Source organism: Streptomyces sp. NPDC111520 (genome assembly GCF_055635295.1).
Window position 1 is genome coordinate 14,243 of record NZ_JBVKBW010000030.1, and the last position, 16,566, is coordinate 30,808.

Annotated in this window: 19 protein-coding genes; 11 read left to right on the top strand and 8 right to left on the bottom strand. The window is 73.9% G+C overall.

Annotation, left to right across the window (positions count from 1 at the left end; all coding sequences use genetic code 11):
* Positions 1–5: 5 nt before the first annotated feature.
* Positions 6–206 (top strand): hypothetical protein, encoded by a 201-nt coding sequence (locus ACZ7MY_RS39555; RefSeq protein WP_499610309.1) that lies wholly within the window; start codon positions 6–8, stop codon positions 204–206.
* Positions 207–283: 77 nt separating this feature from the next.
* On the opposite strand, the gene ACZ7MY_RS39560 is transcribed toward ACZ7MY_RS39555, so the two are convergent.
* The 4 genes from ACZ7MY_RS39560 to ACZ7MY_RS39575 all read right to left on the bottom strand — a co-directional run bounded on the left by ACZ7MY_RS39560 (position 284) and on the right by ACZ7MY_RS39575 (position 3,405).
* A complete protein-coding gene (locus ACZ7MY_RS39560; RefSeq protein ID WP_499610312.1) occupies positions 284–949 on the bottom strand; it encodes a response regulator transcription factor in 666 nt (221 codons plus the stop codon).
* Positions 942–2,135, bottom strand: coding sequence for a sensor histidine kinase (locus tag ACZ7MY_RS39565; RefSeq protein ID WP_499610315.1), 1,194 nt, complete (start codon positions 2,133–2,135; stop codon positions 942–944). The genes ACZ7MY_RS39560 and ACZ7MY_RS39565 overlap by 8 nt, the downstream gene beginning before the upstream one ends.
* 41 nt (positions 2,136–2,176) lie before the next feature.
* Positions 2,177–2,713, bottom strand: coding sequence for a hypothetical protein (locus ACZ7MY_RS39570; RefSeq protein ID WP_499610316.1), 537 nt, complete (start codon positions 2,711–2,713; stop codon positions 2,177–2,179).
* A gap of 221 nt (positions 2,714–2,934) precedes the next feature.
* Entirely contained in the window at positions 2,935–3,405 is a 471-nt protein-coding gene (locus ACZ7MY_RS39575; RefSeq protein WP_499610318.1) for a VOC family protein, read from the bottom strand.
* 291 nt (positions 3,406–3,696) lie between these two features.
* Between ACZ7MY_RS39575 and ACZ7MY_RS39580 the strand changes: the two genes are divergently transcribed.
* On the top strand, positions 3,697–4,182 hold the full coding sequence (locus ACZ7MY_RS39580; RefSeq protein WP_499610321.1) for a transposase: 486 nt from the start codon (positions 3,697–3,699) through the stop codon (positions 4,180–4,182).
* Positions 4,183–4,280: 98 nt separating this feature from the next.
* The gene (locus ACZ7MY_RS39585; protein WP_499610323.1) at positions 4,281–4,502 is read left to right on the top strand and encodes a DUF5133 domain-containing protein; all 222 of its coding nucleotides are present in this window, start codon (positions 4,281–4,283) and stop codon (positions 4,500–4,502) included.
* Between the two features lie 48 nt (positions 4,503–4,550).
* Here ACZ7MY_RS39585 and ACZ7MY_RS39590 read toward each other — a convergent pair whose 3' ends face one another.
* Complete coding sequence (locus tag ACZ7MY_RS39590; protein WP_499610325.1) at positions 4,551–5,000, bottom strand: hypothetical protein; 450 nt, start codon at positions 4,998–5,000, stop codon at positions 4,551–4,553.
* 379 nt (positions 5,001–5,379) lie between these two features.
* On the opposite strand from ACZ7MY_RS39590, the gene ACZ7MY_RS39595 reads away from it, so the two are divergent.
* From ACZ7MY_RS39595 to ACZ7MY_RS39615, 5 genes are all read left to right on the top strand, one after another.
* Positions 5,380–5,589 carry a hypothetical protein gene (locus ACZ7MY_RS39595; protein ID WP_499610328.1) on the top strand — a complete coding sequence of 70 codons (210 nt, stop codon included), beginning with the start codon at positions 5,380–5,382 and terminating at the stop codon, positions 5,587–5,589.
* Between the two features lie 306 nt (positions 5,590–5,895).
* The gene (locus tag ACZ7MY_RS39600; RefSeq protein WP_499610331.1) at positions 5,896–6,582 is read left to right on the top strand and encodes a hypothetical protein; all 687 of its coding nucleotides are present in this window, start codon (positions 5,896–5,898) and stop codon (positions 6,580–6,582) included.
* Positions 6,579–6,827, top strand: coding sequence for a BON domain-containing protein (locus tag ACZ7MY_RS39605; RefSeq protein WP_499610333.1), 249 nt, complete (start codon positions 6,579–6,581; stop codon positions 6,825–6,827). Before ACZ7MY_RS39600 ends, ACZ7MY_RS39605 begins: the two co-directional genes overlap by 4 nt.
* Positions 6,824–7,549: a metallophosphoesterase family protein gene (locus ACZ7MY_RS39610; RefSeq protein WP_499610336.1), complete on the top strand. Its 726-nt coding sequence runs from the start codon at positions 6,824–6,826 to the stop codon at positions 7,547–7,549. Before ACZ7MY_RS39605 ends, ACZ7MY_RS39610 begins: the two co-directional genes overlap by 4 nt.
* A 44-nt stretch (positions 7,550–7,593) precedes the next feature.
* On the top strand, positions 7,594–8,268 hold the full coding sequence (locus ACZ7MY_RS39615) for an endonuclease (RefSeq protein WP_499610339.1): 675 nt from the start codon (positions 7,594–7,596) through the stop codon (positions 8,266–8,268).
* Positions 8,269–8,286: 18 nt separating this feature from the next.
* On the opposite strand, the gene ACZ7MY_RS39620 is transcribed toward ACZ7MY_RS39615, so the two are convergent.
* Positions 8,287–8,955, bottom strand: coding sequence for a haloacid dehalogenase type II (locus tag ACZ7MY_RS39620; RefSeq protein ID WP_499610342.1), 669 nt, complete (start codon positions 8,953–8,955; stop codon positions 8,287–8,289).
* Between the two features lie 190 nt (positions 8,956–9,145).
* Here ACZ7MY_RS39620 and ACZ7MY_RS39625 point away from each other — a divergent pair, with 190 nt between their 5' ends.
* Both ACZ7MY_RS39625 and ACZ7MY_RS39630 read left to right on the top strand, forming a co-directional pair.
* Positions 9,146–9,679, top strand: coding sequence for a hypothetical protein (locus ACZ7MY_RS39625; protein WP_499610344.1), 534 nt, complete (start codon positions 9,146–9,148; stop codon positions 9,677–9,679).
* Positions 9,676–14,193: a cation-translocating P-type ATPase gene (locus ACZ7MY_RS39630; protein WP_499610346.1), complete on the top strand. Its 4,518-nt coding sequence runs from the start codon at positions 9,676–9,678 to the stop codon at positions 14,191–14,193. Before ACZ7MY_RS39625 ends, ACZ7MY_RS39630 begins: the two co-directional genes overlap by 4 nt.
* Before the next feature lie 6 nt (positions 14,194–14,199).
* On the opposite strand, the gene ACZ7MY_RS39635 is transcribed toward ACZ7MY_RS39630, so the two are convergent.
* Positions 14,200–14,538 carry a DUF3040 domain-containing protein gene (locus ACZ7MY_RS39635; RefSeq protein ID WP_499610349.1) on the bottom strand — a complete coding sequence of 113 codons (339 nt, stop codon included), beginning with the start codon at positions 14,536–14,538 and terminating at the stop codon, positions 14,200–14,202.
* 190 nt (positions 14,539–14,728) lie between these two features.
* A complete protein-coding gene (locus ACZ7MY_RS39640) occupies positions 14,729–14,896 on the bottom strand; it encodes a hydrophobic protein (protein WP_245939318.1) in 168 nt (55 codons plus the stop codon).
* A gap of 109 nt (positions 14,897–15,005) precedes the next feature.
* Between ACZ7MY_RS39640 and ACZ7MY_RS39645 the strand changes: the two genes are divergently transcribed.
* Entirely contained in the window at positions 15,006–16,145 is a 1,140-nt protein-coding gene (locus ACZ7MY_RS39645) for a winged helix DNA-binding domain-containing protein (protein WP_499610352.1), read from the top strand.
* Positions 16,146–16,566: the final 421 nt, after the last annotated feature.

The window sequence follows — 16,566 nt, forward strand, 5'->3', positions numbered from 1 at the left end:
GAACCGTGAGCCACGAAGCCGAAGAAGACTTCACCCCGCCGGCGAACCCGCGCATGGTCGAGGCCGTCCTCCAGGGGCCGGACGACGAGGTCGCGCTGCTCCGGGAGTGGATCGAGTTCCGGGCCGCCGAGGTCCGGAGCCTGCTGGTGGACCTGCCGGACGGCACCGTCCGCTGCCGGATGTACGTCATCACCGAAGAGGCGTAGCCCTACGGCCGCCCCGCCCGGCCGATCGGGCGGCCCGGCGGGCGTGCCGCAAGCCGTAGGAGCCCGTTGCGTGGGGGTCAGGCCAGGCCCGCGGCGATGGCGCGGCGCACGGCGTCGGCCCGGTCCCGGATGTCCGCCTTGGCGAAGAGGTTGTTGATGTGGGTCTTGACCGTGGCCTCGCTGATGAACAGGTGCTCGGCGATGGCCCGGTTCGGCAGGCCCCGCCCGATGAGCGTCAGCACCTCGCGCTCGCGGGGGGTGATGTCCCCGGGCAGCGGTCGCGCCGGCTCCGGCGGCCCGGTGCGCGCGGTGGCGAGGAGCCGGTCCTGGACCTCGCGGTCGAGCACGGACTGACCGGCGGCGGCCGCCCTGATCGCGCGGAGGATGTCCCGCCGCCCGGCGTTCTTGGTGAGGTACCCGCGGGCCCCGGCGCTCAGCGCGGACAGGATGGAGTCGTCGTCGGCGAAGGTGGTCAGCACGACCACGGCCACCTCCGGGTGCTCCGCGCCGAGCCGGCGGGTCGCCTCGGTCCCGTCCATCACGGGCATCCGCAGGTCCATCAGCACCACGTCGACCGGCCCCGTGGCGACGGCCGCCAGGACCTCGGCCCCGTTCGCCGCGGCCGCGACGACCTCGATGTCCTCGGACAGCGCGAGGACGGCCGCGAGCGGCTCGCGGACGGCTGCCTGGTCGTCGGCGACGACCACCCGCAACGGCTCGTGGTTCTCGCCCTGCTCACTCATCGGGGATCACTGCCTCCACCTGCCAGCCGCCCTCGTCCGGTCCCTCGGTGACCGGGCCCGCGGAGATGGTGCCGCCCAGCAGGGCGACGCGTTCCCGCATACCGATCAGTCCCATTCCGCTCCCGCCGCCGGGGGCCACCGTACGGGTCCCGGCACGGTTGCGGATCGTCAGTGCGGTCGAGGAGGCGGCGAACGCCAGCTCCACGCGGACCTCGCCGCCGGGTGCGTAGCGGGCGGCGTTGGTGAGGGCCTCCTGGGCGATCCGCAGCAGGTTCTGGGTCACCGGGGCCGGCACCTCACGGACGGCGCCGGTGACGGCGAGCGCGTCGCGGTGGCCGGAGGATTCGAGCATCGCGGTCAGGCTCTCGACCAGCGGCAGGGCGTCCTCGCGCAGCGCGTGCACGGTCCACTGCGCCTGCTTCAGGCTGTCCCTGACCATGCCGTGCGCCTTGGCGTTGGCCTCGCGGACCTTGGCCAGGTCCCCGGTGTCGAGCAGCGCGTCGGCCAGTTCCAGCTGCATGTTGATGCCCGCCAGCGAGTGCGCCAGCACGTCGTGGACGTCCCGGGCGATCCGGCCGCGCTCGGTCAGCACGGCGGTCCGCGCCTCGGCCCGGGCGGCACGTTCCGCCGACTCGGCCGCCGAGAGCGCCGCCTGCACGGCCTGGTGCCGGCTGCGGTTGAGTATCCCCGCCAGGACCGGGGCGCCGGTGGCGAGACCGAGCGCCCAGGGCAGTACGTCGTGCCCCTGCCCGAGACGGAGGTACAGCACGCCGCCGCACAGCAGGCTGCACAGCAGCGCGAGGGCCAGGGCGGGACGGGTCTCCAGCCGGTATCCGATGTGACCGCTGATGAAGAAGGCGAAGAGGTAGGTCGTCCCGGTGGCGCCGGCGCCGATCAGCGCCGCCGCCGCGACGATGCCGAGCGTGAACCACACCAGGGCGGCCCGCGGGGGCACCTTCGCCTCGGGCAGCGCCCGGACGAGGAGAGCGGCGCAGTTGACCACGAAGAGCGCGAGCACGAGCAGTCCGTGGCCGCTGAGGCCCATGGGACGGATGGTCAGCGCCCCCGCGACGACGACCGCTGCCGGGATGATCCATCGCGTCCGGGGGTCCCGCCCTGGAAGTGGCCGCGGGCCGCTCCCCGCGGACGGGGCCTGCCCCGGCGACGGGGTCGTGGCTGCGGGCATGGCCCGACCATAGCCCACCGGTGTCCCGCGCGAGTCCGTCGTCACACCAGGTGGTCGAGGGCGGGCGCGGCGGACGCGGTCCGGGGGGAGCGGCCCACCGTCCGGCTCCGGACGAAGATCGTGGCCAGCCGCGTCACGACCTCGGTGAGGGCCATGAGGACGAAGGCCGCGACCCATGCCTGACTGCTGGTGATGTCGTGGGCCACGCTGAACCGGGCGACGTCGTCCCCACCGCCGCCGTGCTCCACCCACAGCTGGAAGCCCATCCGCGCGCCCATGCCGAGCACCCACAGGACCGCCGAGACCACGCCGGCCTTGATCAGGACGTCCTCACCGGAGACCCGGACCCGGGTGTACGCACCGCCGACGACACCCAGCACGGCACCGACGCCCATCAGGGAGCCGATCAGCACCAGGTCGTTGCCGGCGGTGGGTATCGAGTCGAGGTACGTGTGGGCCACGAAGGCCACGATCCCCAGGGGGAGGAGGAACGACAGGGGGCGCAGCCGGCCCTCGCGCAGCTGCCGGAAGACGACGAGGATGAGGGCGATGTCGGTGATCCACTCGGTTGCTGTCATGCCCGCAAGCTTGCTGCGGCACGGCCCGCGGCACCTGGACCCATGGGTGGAGTCCCGGGTGGAGATCGGAGGGCGGCCCTGGGGGACCTGGTCAGGCGTGTCCCCGCCTCGCGCGGAGCGGCGAGCACGCCGTCAGTCTCCGCAGCCGCCTGAAGGTCGCGGGGTGACCGGCGTCGCGGGGTTCCCCGGGGCCGGCGGCGCACGCGGAAAGCGGTCGTGCGTCAGGCCGGGGCGTCGGCGTCCGGCACGGAGGCCGCGAACGCCTCGGGGCCCTGCTCCGCCGCCGCCGGGTCCATCCACATGACCTGCCAGCCGTGGCCGTCGAGGTCGAAGAAGCTGCGCGCGTACATGAAGCCGTGGTCCTCGGCACCGTCCGCCTCGGTGCCGCCCGCCGCGAGCGCGGCGGCGCCGACCCTGTCGACCTCGTCGCGGGAAGACACGCTGAAGCAGTACAGCGCCAGCGCGTGCGTGCGGGGATCGGCCATCGGCAGTTTCGAGAACTCCGCGAACTTCTCGCGGCCGAGCAGCATGACGAAGGCGTGCTCGCCGACCAGCATGCAGGCGCTGCTCTCGTCGGCGAACATCGGGTTGAAGGCGAACCCGAGCCCGGCGAAGAACGCCTTGCTGCGCTCGAGGTCCGCCACGGGGAGGTTCACGAACAGCATGCGGCCGGGGTGTGCGGGATAGGTCATGGCGGGTCTCCAGTGTGCGGCTCGATGGCGTACGTCGTGGTGGACCGGCCCCGCCGGCGGAACTCATCGGTGGGCCTCGACTACGTCGCGGTCGCGGCGGTGTCGACCGTCCATCGCGGCTTCAACACGCCCGCGCGTCGGGCCGGTTGCCCGAGGGCGTAGCCTGCTGCTCCCGCTGCGCGTCGGCGAGCATGTCCGAGTGGTCCGGACGCACGATGCGGGTGATCGCGCGTCGGCGTCGTCCGGGGGCGCGTGACGGCAATGGATCTTGCTATGGGATGATCTTGATTCGTGGCTCGTGGAGATCTGACGGACGAGCAGTGGGCGGTGCTGGAGCCGTTGCTGCCCGTGCGCAAGAAGGTCGGCCGGCCGGCGACGTGGACCCGGCGGCAGTTGATCGACGGCATACGGTTCCGGGTCCGCACCGGGGTGCCCTGGCGGGAGGTGCCGGAACGGTACGGGCCGTGGGGCCGGGTGTACGACCTGTTCCGCCGCTGGCAGAGGGACGGCACCTGGCAACGGGTCGTCACCCAGCTCCAGGTCGGGGCGGGTGCGGCGGACGTGATCACCTGGGATCCCGCCGTCGACCCCGACGTCAGCCGGGCCCACCGGCACGCGGCGGGCGTGCGGAGAAGAGCGAGTTTCGCGAGGAGCCGCATGACGGCGCCGGCACAGGCCCGGACGGCAGCCGCCGGACGGGGCCGTCCCGGTGCGCCCGCTCCCACCTGGCCACCCGTTGCGGAGACACCGCGCCGAGGCGACGGGATACGGCGGTGACCAGCGCATTCGGTAGCGGCCCTCGCGCCCGCATGCGCCGGCGCGGACGGGGAAGGCGCGGGCTGGGAACGCGTGCCACTTCGACCTGAGGAGACGCCATGCTGATGGCCCACCCCGCCGTGCTGGACGACCTGGTCGACCGGTACCAGACGCTCCGCCTGCTGGACCCTGAGGACCCCGAGGTACAGCGGCGGCTCGACGACGTCTCGTACACGCTGTGCGTCGCCACCGGTACCAGCGACGTCGACGCCGCCCTGATCGCCGCGCGCCTCCACCTGCCGGGCGCCCGCCCGCACGACGACTCCACGGTCCCGGCCTGACCCGTGCAGCAGGGCCCCGGCGGAGCCGCGCGGCGCGCCGAAGCGCCGTCAGTCGTCCGTGGCCAGGAGGTGGATCCGGCAGCGGACGTTGCCGTCCGGCAACTCCATGAGCATGCTGCTGCCGATCGCCGCACGGCTCTCGATCCACGCCCGGACGCGTGAGACCTGGTCGGCAGGGCCGTCCAGGGTCACGTCCACCATGTCGGCGTGCGAGGGCGGGAAGAAGTCCTCCGCGTCCTCCCGGCCCGGACCGTGCCCGGCAACGAGCTCTTGGGGGCCGGTGTGACCGCACCGCCATACCGACGGCCCGGCGCCGCGCCACTCGACGAGGTCGGGGTCGGTCACGCTGACCTCGAGGGGATTGACACCCGCTCGCCGCAGGAATTCCAGGAAGTCACGCATGTCATAGGCGACACCGAGGATCTCCCCGTCGACGCGCACATGACGGCCGCCGGTGTCCGACGGCGGATAGACGATCACCCGGCAGGCGGCGGTCACGGCAGCGCCCCTCCCCGGCGGCCCTTCGAGGCCGCCCGATCGCGGCTCGAGCCTGCGGACATGGTGCTCACTTCCCGGGAGTCCTTCGGCGCCCGGTCCCCGTCCGGTGGGCCCCGGACGTCACGGGCCGGTTGCCGCAGGTGCGGCGGTCCGGGGCCGGCCGCCGACCGCCGTTCCCGGCGGGCGTCCTCCGGCCTGTACGACGGCCGGCGGCGGCACTCCCCAGTGGCACCTGACGCCTTGCCCGTCCGACGGCGGCAAAACCTGTACCCGTCGTCACGTTCGCGTCGTCCGGGAGCGTTTTGTCGTGACCGCCTCGGGCAGGCGCGCCCTGTTCGGTCGTCACGTCGAGGAGCGACGACACAGAGGGAGGCCGACCATGGGCAAGAAGCGGGACAAGGAAGCAGCGGAATCCGCCGTCAGGGGGCCCGGCGCGGCCGGCGGCAAGGAGGACCGGGCGCACGAGCGGGTGGTCCGCGGCACCGCCGCCGGCGCCGAAGGCTACTCCGCGGAACACGGTACGTCGGCCGGCAACCCCCTCGAGGGACTGGAGATGCACCGACCCGAGAAGCGCGCCGACGAGACCTGAGCCGGCCCCTGCATCCGGCATCGACGCCGTCGGCCGGGTACAGCCGGTCCGTGCACGCCCGTAGCCCGCTGCACCGGCGGCACGGGGGTGCCCCGTCCGGGCGGTGGACCGCAACGGTCCGGCCGGCTCGTGTGGCGATCGGTGCGCGGGGTCCACGGACGCCGTCGTTCCCTGACGAGCCCAGCCGATCGGGTCAACGAGGATCACGCAGGCCCTGAGGGGCGTGCCGCAGGCGTGGGCGGGTACGCGCTCCCCGGCTGCCCGTGAGGGCACGTCCACGGGGCGCGGCAGGACGGAGGGCCGCTCATGAACGACGCCGAGGCCGGCGGGCCGCCGGGCAGGTGGCGACTCACTGCGGGCGAGACCGGTGAGGCGCGGTCGTGGAGCGGCGCCCCCGCGGAGACCGGGAGGGAGCCGGCCCTGCCGGTGGACCACACGCAGGCGATCCTGGAGACGACAAAGCGGGTGGCGGCCGTGTTGAAGGCGGCAGGGCTGCCGTTCGCGCTGACCGGGAGCGTCGCCGCGTACGCGCACGGGGTGCCGGGAAACCTGCAGCACGACACGGACTTCTGCGTCCGCCGTGAGGACGCCGAGGCCGTGCTGCGAGCTCTGGGCGAGGACGGTGTCCAGGCCGTCCCCGCCCCGGAGGACTGGCTGGTCAAGGCTCGGGCCGACGGTGAGGACATCGACCTGATCTTCGAACTCGGACGCCGCCCCGTGACCGCCGAACTTCTGCGCGGCGCCCCTGTGCTTCCCGTGGATTCCGTGCGGATGCCCGTCCTGCCGCCCACCGACCTGCTGAGCACCCTCCTCGGCGCCCTCACCGAGCAGCACTGCGACTTCACCGCCCTGCTGCCCCTGGCCCGTACCCTGCGCGAGCGCATCGACTGGGGGCTGATCCGTGAGCGGTACCAGTCGGAACCGTTGCCCGACGCGTTCCTGTACCTACTCGGACGGCTCGGCGTCATCGACCCGGGAAAGGGCCCGTCATGAGCGCCACCGACGACTACTCCATCGAGCGCCTGCGCCGCCGTCTGGCCGGTGACGAGGTCGCCGAGCTGGGCGTCCGGGTCGAGGGGCGGGGTGGGGCCGTAGTGCTGTCGGGCACCGTGTCCGACGTGCCCGAGCGGGATGCCATCGTGCGGATCGCCGAGGAGGAGGCGGGCGGCTCACCCGTCGTCTGCGACCTGCGGATCAGCAGCGTCGCGGCCCCCGACCACGCCGAGGAACTGCCGTGATCCGCGTGGCCGCCGTCGGCGACATCCACCTCGGCCTCGAGAGCCGCAACACGCTCCGGCCGGCCTTCGAGACACTGCGGGAGTGCGCGGACGTCCTGCTGCTGGCCGGGGACCTCACCCGTCACGGAACCGTGGAGGAGGCCGAGGTCGTCGCGGGTGAGGTCGCCCGGCTACCGGTGCCCGTCGTGGCCGTGCTCGGCAACCACGACCACCACAGCGGGCAGGAGGCGGAGGTCACAGCCGTGCTGGCCGCCTCCGGGGTCACCGTCCTGGAGGGCGGGGGCACGGTCGTCGACCTGGGTGGGACGCGGCTGGCCGTCGCCGGTACCAAGGGGTTCGGCGGCGGCTTCGCCGGGCGGAGCGCCGGTGAGTTCGGGGAACCGGAGATGAAGGCATTCGTGGCCCTGACGCGCCGCTGTGCGACGGGGCTGCGCACCGCCCTGGAGCGACTGCCGCAGGACGCGCACACGGTACGGGTGGCACTCACGCACTTCTCACCCGTGGCCGACACCCTGGCCGGGGAGCCCCCCGAGATCCACCCGTTCCTCGGCAGCTACCTCCTGGCGGAGGCGATCGACGAAGGCGGAGCCGACCTTGCGGTGCACGGCCACGCACACCGGGGCGTCGAGCGGGGCATGACCGCGGGCGGCGTACGCGTCCGCAACGTGGCCCAGCCCGTGATCGACAGCGCCTTCGCCGTCTACCGGCTGCACGCCGGGTAGCAGACCTGGCGGGGACAGTGCATTTCCCGAGAAGGTGATGCGAGATGACCGGGACGACCCGGGACCGGGACACCACGAAGGACAAGGCGACCGTCAAGGCACTGCTGGACCACGAAGGCCATACCTACGCCGAGGACGCCGGCGTCAGGCTGAGGAACACCCCGCAGCCGCTGTACCAGGTGCTGGTGGCCGCGTGCCTGCTCAGCGCCCGCATCAAGGCGTCCGTGGCCACCGCCGCGGCGCACGAGCTGTTCGCCGCCGGGATGCGCGACCCCCGCAGGATGCGCGACGCCACCTGGCAGCAGCGGGTCGACGCCCTCGGCCGGGGCCACTACCGGCGCTACGACGAGCGCACGGCGACGCAGCTCGGGGACGGCGCACAGCTGCTCCTGGACCGCTACGGAGGCGATCTGCGCCGCTTGCGGGACGAGGCGGACGGCGACCCGGACGCGATCCGCCGCGCCCTGCGCGAGGTTCCCGGGCTGGGACCCGTCGGCGTGGAGATCTTCCTGCGCGAGGTGCAGGCGGTCTGGCCGGAGACCGGCCCGCTCTTCGACGACAAGGCGCTCAAGGGCGCGGAACGGCTCGGACTGCCCGCACGGCCGGAGGCACTGGCCGACCTGGTGCCGGAGGCCGCGTACGCGGTCTTCGCGGCAGCCCTGGTGCGGGCGGCGCTGGACCGGCACGTGGTCGAGGAGGTAGCCGAGGCGCAGCCCTGAGCGGAGCCCCGCCGGACGTCAGTGGGCCGCCTCGCCGAGGGCGCGGGCGAGATCCGGCAGACTCGCCGCCTCACGGTCCGGCCGTGTCATGAAGGCGGGGTAGTGGGCCGTGCCCCTGCGCAGCCAGGCACTCGCGAGTCCGGCTCGCCGCGCACCGTCCACGTCCCATGGGTGGACGGCGACGAGCAGCGCCTCTTCGGGCCGCACACCGGCCCGGTCGACGGCGTGGTGGTAGGCGGCCGCCGCCGGTTTCCAGCAGCGGGACCCCGAGACGTCCAGCAGGGCGTCGAAGTGCTCCAGCAAGCCGGCACCGTCCAGCAGGCGCCGGGTGGTCGCCGCCGAGCCGTTGGTCAGGGTGAGCAGCCGGTAGCCGGCGGCGCGCAGTTCCCGTACGCCGTCGGGTACGTCCGGGTGCACGGCGAGTTCGGTGAAGCCCTCGAGTACGTGGCGTGCGGCGTCCTCCGCGTCACCGCTCCAGCCCGGCGACGCGGTGAGCAGCACGCGGACGTTCTCCGTCGCGATCTCCGTGAAGTCCGCGTACCCGCCGGCGGCCGTCAGTGCGAAGCCGTCGCGCAGGACCGCGGCGAACCAGGCGGGCAGCAGGTCCCGCGACACGCCGACCTCCTCGAAGCGCCCGCCCAGCGGCGTCAGGTCGCTGAGGGTCTCGTTGACGTCGAAGACGATCACGCGGACAGGGTTCTCGGCCGCCATGGCGTGCCTCCGGAGCGACGGGCTGGTGCCTGTCCTTCCATCGTGCGGCCCCGCGGCTCGCCGCCGGGACCGGACTGTTCGGCTCCGCATTTCTGGGCAGCACGTATATGAGGTGAGAAAAATGGATGAAAGTGGTCGTAATTCGTCGTCGGCCGTGATGGAGGCCGTGGCGCATCCCCTGGACACGATGAGGTCGACCGCGCAGCGGGTGCCGGGTGCCGAGGCCGTCAAGGGGGCGTTCGACAGTGTGCTGGACACGGTGGGCGTGGTCTCGCCGCAGACACGACGGGTCGCCGCGTACACGGGGGCGGGACTCCTCGGCGTCGCCGGAGTCGTCGAGTGGCCGGTGGCGGCTGCGGGAGCCGCCGCGGTGTGGCTGACGCAGCAGCGTTCCGCCGCGCGGCGCGGGAAGGCACCGCTCCAGGACCAGGCCGAGGCCCAAACTGCCCCGGGTACACCGGACATGCAGGATTCCATGGTCCCGCCGGAGACCCGGGTACCGGCCGCCCCGCACGCGCAGGGCCACATGTCCGCTCCGCAGACGCGGGAGGCGCCGATGGCCGAGAAGGGACCGGACGCCATGACGATGCCCGATGAGCTGCCGGTTCCCGAGGGCGGTCCCAGCAAGGCCAAGATCAAGGCCAAGGAGGGCCGGACCAAGGCGAAGGAAGGCAAGAAGGCGAAGGCCGCCACCGCATGAGGCCGGCGACCGGGCTGGGGCTGCTCATCGGACTCCCCGTGGCGGGCCTGCGACTCGCGGCGGCCGCCCCCACCGACGTCGCGCGGCATGTGCTTCCGCTGGCGGACGCCGGTGCGCGGGCGGCGGTGCGCAGCGCCGCGACCGCCTCGCGCGGCGCCGTACGGCTGGGCAGGGCCGCACGTCAGGCGATGAACCCGGGACGCTGCTGGGTCGGCGTGCGCCGACTGCACGTCCCACTGGGCCCACGTCCCGGATCCGCCCTCGCCCCCAGGCAACTGGAGGCGGCCGGCCGCAGGGTCGCCGCGTCACTGGCCCGGCATCCCGAAGTCCTGGCCGCCTACTGGGACGGCGGTCTTGCGTCACTGGTCGTGCAGTTGGCCGAGGACGCGGTCGCCGACAGCGTGGCGGCGCGAGCGGCCGAACTGGCCGACGACGAGCAGTTGGAGCCGCCCGGGGAACCGGCACTGGAGCACGGCCACCCGGGGCGGGCCCCGGGCGCCCGCGTGCATGCCGTCGCCCTCTGCTGCGACATGGCGGGCATCGCCACCGCCACGACCGCACGAGTCCTGCGGCTCAACCGCTCCCCACGCATGGTGACCGCCGCCGTCACGGCACTGCGCGAGGACTCACGACCGCGGTCCTGGCTCCAGGACAGACTTGGGGAACCGGCCACGGACGTGGTCCTCTCGGCCGCCTACGCGGCCGCGCACGGCTTCGGGCAGTCCCCGACCGCCCTGGTGCTGGACGCGGCCCTGCGCGCGGGTCAGCTCGTCGAATCGGTCGCTCGTTCCGCGCTGTTCGACGAGGTCCACGACCGGCTGTGCACCCCCGAGCGGCACAGTCTTCCGACGCCACAGGTACGGCGCCCCCGCCTGCACGTCATGCCCGCCCAGCGGTACGCCGACCGGGCCGTCACCGGAGGGCTGCTGGGGGCCGCGGCGACCCTGGCCTTCACCCGTGACGGCGCCGAGGCCGCCGAGGCGGTTCTGGCCGCCTCGCCGCGCGCCGCCCGCTACGGGCCCGTCGCGTACACCGCGGCCCTGGGCACCGGACTTGCCCGACGCAAGGTGCTCGTACGCGACATGGAGCGGATCCGGCAGCTGGAACTGGTCGACACCGTCGTGCTGCACCACTCCGTCCTCAGCGGACGCAAACGCACGTTGCTGGAGGCCCGCCCCACCGCCTGCGACTGGGACCACGACCGGCTCTGGCACGCCTCCGCGGCCACCCTCCGGGCACAGGACGAGCAGGACGGCGCCCCGGAGGTGCGGCTGCGCCCCGTCCCTGGCAGCGCGCCCGGCACCCGTACGGGACGGATGACCGTCCTGGACGACGACAACCGCGAGGTGGGCGGCGTCTTCGTCGGCCGGGAGGTCGACCCCCTGGCGGAGGCGGTGCTCGACGCCGCCCGCCGCGCGGGCCTGCACGTCGTCGTCTCCGACGACGGCACCTTGGGGGAGTTCGGCGCGCTCGCCGACCAACTCGTGCCCCCGGAAGATCCGTTGACCGAGGTGGTGCGTGAACTCCGCCGATCACAGCGCACCGTCCTCACCGTCGCACGGGTGGAGGCCGGAACCACACCCGATGACGACGTGGCCACGGGACTGCTGAGCAGCGACGTGGCCGTGACCGTGGTCGACGCGGGCAGTGCCGTGCTCTGGGCGGCCGACGCCCTCGTCCTGGACGACCTCCGCGGTGTCTGGCGGCTGCTGGCCGCCGTTCCGGGCTCCCGCGCCGCCGCCAGGCACGCCAAGGTGCTGGCCGAGGCAGGGGCGGCACTGTCGGAACTGATGGTGCTCACCCGCGGTACGCGGGGACGACGCGCGGCCTGGCGGGTGGGACTGCGGCTCAGCCCGGTCAACGCGGCGGCCGCCGCGGCCCTCGTCGACGGCCGGCACTGCGCACGGCGCGTCCTGCGCCACGACGTGCCACGGCCACGGCCCCGCGTGCCCTGGCACGCCCTGGAACCGCACGAGGTCCTGGGCCGATTGCGGGAGGCGGAGCGCGACCTCCGCGAGGAGGCCACCGGGGCACCGTCGGCGGCCGCGCGCCTCGGCCGGGCCGTGGCCGCGTCACCCGCCGCCGCCCCCCTGCGGTTCACCGGACGCCTGGCCGGCGCGGTCCGTGCCGAACTGGACGACCCCCTCACCCCTGTGCTCGCCGTCGGCGCCACCGCCTCCGCCCTGCTGGGCTCGGCCGTCGACGCCCTCCTGGTCACCGGTGCCATGGGCGTCAACGCACTCGTCGGCGGCATCCAGCGCCTGCGCGCCGAACAGGCCCTGGCGTCACTGGCCGTGAGTCAACGGCAGCAGGCGCGCCGCGTCGTCGACCCGGACACCGGCGACACCCGCACCGTCGAGGCCGGACGGCTCAGCCCCGGCGAGGTCATCGAACTCCACACCGGCGACGTGGTTCCCGCCGACGCGCGGCTGCTAGAGGCCGAGGACCTCGAAGTCGACGAGTCCTCACTGACGGGCGAGTCCCTGCCCACCCTCAAACAGGTCGCGGCCACGCCCAGGGCGCCGGTACCCGACCGGCACTGCATGGTCTTCGAGGGCGCCACCGTGGTGGCCGGCCAAGGGCGCGCCGTCGTCGTGGACACCGGCGACGACACCGAGGCGGGCCGTGCCGCCCACCTCGCCGCACGGATGCCGCCGGCGCCCGGCGTGCAGGCCCGGCTCCGGGAACTGACGTCCACCGTGCTCCCCCTCACCCTCGCCGGCGGCGCCGCGGTGACCGGACTGTCACTGCTGCGCGGCACCCCCGTGCGGCAGGCCGTGTCCGGAGGACTCGCCGTCGCCGTCGCGGCCGTACCCGAGGGGCTGCCGCTCACCGCGACCGTCGCCCAACTCGCCGCGGCCCGCAGGCTGACGGAACACGGCGTGCTCGTGCGCACCCCGCGCACCCTGGAGGCGCTGGGCCGGATGGACACGGTGTGCTTCGACAAGACCGGCACCCTCACCGAGAACCGGTTGCGCGTGGTCCGCACCGCCGCTCCCGACGGCGGCGACCATACGACCGGTTCCCCGGAGGGCCTCGCGATCCTGCGCCAGGCCGCCCGTACCTGCCCGCCGGCCGGCGACGACCACGGCGTCCACGCCCACGCCACCGACGGGGCGGTGCTCGAGGCCGCCGACGACGACCCGCACTGGACCCCCGGCGACACCCAGCCCTTCCAGGCGTCCCGGGGCTACGCCTCGGCCACCGGGCACGACGCGCAGGACACGCCGCTGCTGGTGGTCAAAGGTGCCCCGGAGGTGGTGCTGCCCCTCTGTCCCGACGTCGAGGACACCACCACGCAGACGGCCGGGAGGCTGGCGGCGGAGGGCCTGCGTGTACTGGCCGTGGCGGAACGACGCCTGGAGCCCGATGAGTTCGAGCGCGCGCTGGAAAGCCCCCTGGAGGACCATCCATTGCGGCTCACCGGCTTCATCGCCCTGGCCGACACTCCCCGCTCGGACGCGGCACCCCTGGTCTCCGGTCTCCGGCAGGCGGGCGTACGGCCGGTGATGCTGACCGGTGACCACCCTGAGACGGCACGGGCCGTCGCCGTCGCGCTCGGCTGGCCCGAGGACGTCGCCGTCGTCACCGGTGACGATCTCGCCACCCGTGACCGCGGCGGCCGGGCGTCGCTCGTCCGTGACTGCGGCGTGGTCGCCCGCGTCGCGCCCGAACAGAAGCTCCAGGTCGTCGAAGCCCTCAGAGAGTCCGGTCGGGTCGTCGGCATGGTCGGTGACGGATCCAACGACGCCGCCGCCATCCGGGCCGCGGACGTCGGCGTCGGCATAGCCGTCCGCGGCTCCGCGGCCGCGCGCAACGCGGCCGACCTCGTCATCGTCAACGACGAACTGTCCGCGCTGATCGAGGCGGTCGCCGAGGGCCGCGCCCTGTGGCACAGCGTCGCCGACGCACTGACCGTCCTGATCGGAGGCAACGCCGGCGAGATCGGCTTCTCACTGCTCGGGACGCTGGTCTCCGGTGCTTCACCGCTGTCCACCCGACAACTCCTGCTGGTCAACCTGCTCACCGACATGTTCCCGGCCATGGCGGTCGCCGTGACCCCGCAAGGCGCCACAGGCGCGGCAGCCGAGGCGAAGGCATCCGGACCGCAGGAGCAGGATGCGGCGAGGACCGGCACCGCTCCACTGGGTCTGGGGACCCTCGGCGCGCCCCTGGCCCGGCAGATCCGACACCGCGGGATCCTCACCGCCCTCGGCGCCACGATCGCCTGGCTGGCCGGCACCGTCACCCCTGGCAGTGCTCGGCGCACCAGCACCATGGCCCTGTGCGGGGTGGTGGGCGCCCAGCTCACCCAGACCGTGACCGGCCGCCGTCACAGCCCCCTGGTGTGGCTCACGGTGCTCGGCTCGGCGGCGGCACTCATCGCGGTCATACAGACCCCCGGCGTGAGCCAGTTCTTCGGCTGCACCCCGCTCGGTCCCGTCGCCTGGGCCGGGGTGACCGCGGCGGTGGTCCTCGCCGCGCTGGCCCCCCGGCCACCGTCCGCCGGCTGAAGGCCGTCACGCAGCCTGCCGCCCGCGGCGCACGCGCCGGCCGCCCGTCACCGGCCAGGCGGCGGTGAGCAGGGTGACGATCCACGAGCCGGTGCCCGCCCACACCAGAGGCGGGGACGTGGTCAGCGTGGCCGACAGCAGCAGGGCGAGGGTGGTGCCGGCCAGGAAGGTCACCAGTAGGGCCCGCGGCCATCGGGCGAACCGGGCGGCGGCCTCCCGGAGGGGTGGGTGGAGGCGCATCGTGCGCAGTCGCCGGGCGAGGGCCCGGTCGTCATGGCGGAGCAGGCGCTCGATCCCGTCGAGCGCCGTGCGTTCCCGGACGGTGAGGCGGCAGTCCTCCCGCATCGGCGTCTCCTGGCAGGCATGGGCCGGGCTGCTCCGGCCATCTGTGCCCCGTGTACCCCGCCGGACGGCAAGAACCGCTGCGGCAAGGGGATTGACCGGATGACGCCGCCTCGACGAACGGCCCACGACGAACGGGGTGCCGGCCGCGGTCCGCGGCCGGCACCCCGGCGTGCTGCGTGCGTGCGTCAGGTCACCATCGGTACCAGCGGCGCCGCCCGCCACCCTCCGCGGCCCGGAACACGAAGCCGAGCAACCACACCACCAGGACGACCAACGCGATCCACCACAGGGCCTTGAGGGCGAATCCCGCCCCGAAGAGGATCAGGGCCAGCAGCAGGACAAGCAGCAAAGGAACCATGTCTTCAACCTCCTGACCCCGCGTGTGCCCCGCCGTCGCGCCGGCATGCACGGCGCATTCGGGGCGGCGGGCCGGACGCCCTGTCCGACCCGGGTGGCATGATCCGGCCATGAGCCTGACCACGCGGCAACTCGCCCTCGCCACCCTGGACCGTCAGCTCCTGCTCGAACGCCGGCGCATCGACGTGGCCGAGGCGGTGCGCCGGGTCTGCGCGCTGCAGGCGCAGAGCCCGGCCTCGCCGTACCTGGCGCTGTGGAACCGCGTGCGGGACTTCGCCCCGGAGGACCTGGACGCGGCGTTCGCGGACGGCCGGATAGTGAAGTCGACCCTGATGCGGATCACGCTGCACGCCGTCCACGCCGAGGACCACGCCGGCCACCACGCCGCCATGGTGCGCACGTTGCGGGCGTCCCGGCTGTACGACCGGCGCTACGGCTCGACCGGGCTGCGCCCCGAGGACGCCGACGCGGTCCTCCCCGAACTCGCCGGCTTCCTCGCGCGGCCCCGCACCGGCCCCGAGGTCGAGGCCGAGGTCACGGCGCGGTTCGGCGAGCAAGCCCACCGGGTGTGGTGGGCGCTGCGCACGTACGCGCCGACGCACCATGTGCCGGCCGGCGGCCCCTGGTCGTTCTCGCAGCCGAACACCTACCGCGCCGCCGCGGCCGTCCCCGCGCCGACGCCGGAGGAGACGGACGCCGGGGTGCGGCAACTCCTGCTCTCCTACCTGCGGGCGTTCGGGCCCGGCTCCGCCCAGGACTTCGCGCGGTTCACGCTGCTCCAGCGCTCCGTCGTCACCCGGGCGCTGCAGGGCCTCGGCGACGAGGTGGCGCAGGTGGCGGGCCCCGGCCGCACGCCGCTGTACGACCTCGCGGGCGCCACCGTCCCGGACGAGGACACGCCGGTGCCGCCGCGGCTGCTCCCCATGTGGGACAGCGTCCTGTTCGCCCACACCGGCGTCGGCCGGGTCGTGCCGGAGGAGTACCGGCCGGTGGTCGTGCGGCGCAACGGCGACACGCTGCCCTGTCTGCTCGTCGACGGGCAGGTCGCCGGGGTGTGGCGGGCGACCGGCGGCGGACTGGAACTGACGGCTTTCCGTACGCTGGGCAAGGCCGCCTGGGACGGCCTCTGCACGGAGGCCGCCAAGCTCTGGGGGTTGCTCGCCGATCGCGATCCGGCCGTCTACCGGCGCTACGGGCACTGGTGGGACAAGGGGCTTCCGGGCGTGCAGAGCCGGATCGTCACGGGGTGACCGCGGCTCGGTGGCTCGGCAGCCGCCGGGAAGCGGCTGCTCGGCGCGGATGGTCTTGCCGTCGGCGGGGCTGTTGTCGTAGAACCTCCGCACCTGGGTGTACGCGGTGGGCCCGGGCAGGATCGGGGGCGACCGCCTCAGCTCGGCTGAAGCCGCATTCTCACCGCGCAACCTTTCCTGCCCTGATCCCTTGCGCCTATCATGGATCTTGTAGGGAAATACGCATTTTATTCCCATTCCACATGTCTGGGGGATTCGTATGGGACTCCCGGAGCGCGACCGCCGCGGGGAAGGCGACCAGGATCCCGACGAGCGGGCCCGTCGCGAAACGGAAGCCGCTCGCAAGGAGGAAGAGGAGCCGCGAGCGGAAGAACAGGGGATCCGACCGCGCGAGAAGCGGCGGGGAACCGGTCTGGAGGAT

Excerpts from the sequence above, each read along its gene's own strand:
- ACZ7MY_RS39630 (WP_499610346.1), top strand. The coding sequence starts at position 9,676 with ATGAGGCCGGCGACCGGGCTGGGGCTGCTCATCGGACTCCCCGTGGCG.
- ACZ7MY_RS39600 (WP_499610331.1), top strand. The coding sequence starts at position 5,896 with ATGAACGACGCCGAGGCCGGCGGGCCGCCGGGCAGGTGGCGACTCACT.
- ACZ7MY_RS39640 (WP_245939318.1), bottom strand. The coding sequence starts at position 14,896 with ATGGTTCCTTTGCTGCTTGTCCTGCTGCTGGCCCTGATCCTCTTCGGG.
- ACZ7MY_RS39645 (WP_499610352.1), top strand. The coding sequence starts at position 15,006 with ATGAGCCTGACCACGCGGCAACTCGCCCTCGCCACCCTGGACCGTCAG.
- ACZ7MY_RS39570 (WP_499610316.1), bottom strand. The coding sequence starts at position 2,713 with ATGACAGCAACCGAGTGGATCACCGACATCGCCCTCATCCTCGTCGTC.
- ACZ7MY_RS39565 (WP_499610315.1), bottom strand. The coding sequence starts at position 2,135 with ATGCCCGCAGCCACGACCCCGTCGCCGGGGCAGGCCCCGTCCGCGGGG.
- ACZ7MY_RS39575 (WP_499610318.1), bottom strand. The coding sequence starts at position 3,405 with ATGACCTATCCCGCACACCCCGGCCGCATGCTGTTCGTGAACCTCCCC.
- ACZ7MY_RS39605 (WP_499610333.1), top strand. The coding sequence starts at position 6,579 with ATGAGCGCCACCGACGACTACTCCATCGAGCGCCTGCGCCGCCGTCTG.
- ACZ7MY_RS39595 (WP_499610328.1), top strand. The coding sequence starts at position 5,380 with ATGGGCAAGAAGCGGGACAAGGAAGCAGCGGAATCCGCCGTCAGGGGG.
- ACZ7MY_RS39560 (WP_499610312.1), bottom strand. The coding sequence starts at position 949 with ATGAGTGAGCAGGGCGAGAACCACGAGCCGTTGCGGGTGGTCGTCGCC.
- ACZ7MY_RS39585 (WP_499610323.1), top strand. The coding sequence starts at position 4,281 with ATGCTGATGGCCCACCCCGCCGTGCTGGACGACCTGGTCGACCGGTAC.
- ACZ7MY_RS39615 (WP_499610339.1), top strand. The coding sequence starts at position 7,594 with ATGACCGGGACGACCCGGGACCGGGACACCACGAAGGACAAGGCGACC.
- ACZ7MY_RS39635 (WP_499610349.1), bottom strand. The coding sequence starts at position 14,538 with ATGCGGGAGGACTGCCGCCTCACCGTCCGGGAACGCACGGCGCTCGAC.